Annotated in this window: 2 protein-coding genes; both read left to right on the forward strand. The window is 64.8% G+C overall.

Going from position 1 to position 1,219, the window contains the following annotated elements; translation table 11 throughout:
- Positions 1-612: iron-containing alcohol dehydrogenase (locus HP546_RS30405; RefSeq protein ID WP_172233632.1), on the forward strand; the 612-nt coding region annotated here is incomplete at its 5' end.
- Positions 596-1,219: PAS domain S-box protein (locus HP546_RS30410; RefSeq protein WP_172233634.1), on the forward strand; the 624-nt coding region annotated here is incomplete at its 3' end. The genes HP546_RS30405 and HP546_RS30410, both read left to right, overlap by 17 nt.

A 1,219-nucleotide genomic window follows, 5' to 3' on the forward strand; every position in this document is an offset into this window, starting at 1 on the left:
CTCAGCATGGACCCGTTCCTGTCGGCCTGCACCGGCATCGATGCGCTGGTGCATGCCATCGAGGCCTTCGTTTCCACCGGCCATGGCCCGCTGACCGACCCCCATGCGCTGGAAGCCATGCGGCTTATCAACGGCAATCTGGTGGAGATGATCGCCAACCCGACTGATATCGGCCTGCGCGAGAAAATCATGCTGGGCAGCATGCAGGCAGGGCTTGCGTTCTCCAACGCGATTCTGGGCGCGGTGCACGCGATGTCGCACAGCCTGGGCGGTTTTCTCGACTTGCCCCATGGCCTGTGCAACGCGGTACTGGTGGAGCACGTGGTGGCGTTCAACTACAGCTCGGCGCCGGAGCGTTTCAAGGTGATTGCCGAAGTGTTCGGCATCGACTGCCGCGGTCTCAACCACCGGCAGATCTGCGGGCGCCTGGTGGAGCACCTGATCGCACTGAAGCACGCCATCGGCTTCCAGGAAACCCTGGGCCTGCACGGGGTACGCACCTGCGATATCCCGTTCCTGTCGCAGCATGCGATGGATGACCCGTGCATTCTCACCAACCCCCGCACGTCGAGCCAGCGAGATGTCGAGGTGGTCTATGGCGAGGCCCTCTGACGACCAGCAACGGGCGCTGGCCGGGCTGCTGGGGCTGGGCGACCACTCGGCGCGCAAAAGCCATTACCCGGAGCTGGCCGCGCGCCTCGACGAGCTGGAGGCCGAGCGCAACCGCTATAAATGGCTGTTCGAAAACGCCGTGCACGGGATTTTCCAGGCCAGCCTGCAAGACGGCATGCGTGCCGCCAACCCCGCGCTGGCGCGCATGCTGGGCTACGACGACCCGCAAGCCGTGCTGTTTTCCCTCACGGACCTGGCCAGCAACCTGTTTGACGGCGGTGCCGAAGAGCTGCAGGCGATCACTGCCATCCTTGCCCGCGACCGCAGCCTGCACGGTTACGAAACCCGCTTGCGGCGCAAAGATGGCAGCCATCTCGATGTGCTGATGAACCTGCTGCTGAAACCTGGCCAGGAAGGGTTGGTGGAGGGGTTTGTCGCCGACATCACCGAGCGCAAGCTGGCCCAGCAGCACCTGCAGCAGCTCAACGACCAACTGGAGCAGCGGGTTGCGGCACGCACCGACGAGCTGCTGGAGGCCAACCGCAACCTGCAGCAGCAGATCGCCGAGCGCAAACAGATCGCCCGCGCCTTGCGCGACGCCCGCGAT

Origin of the sequence: Pseudomonas sp. CM25, assembly GCF_013179705.1 — a bacterium.
Taxonomy (GTDB): domain Bacteria; phylum Pseudomonadota; class Gammaproteobacteria; order Pseudomonadales; family Pseudomonadaceae; genus Aquipseudomonas.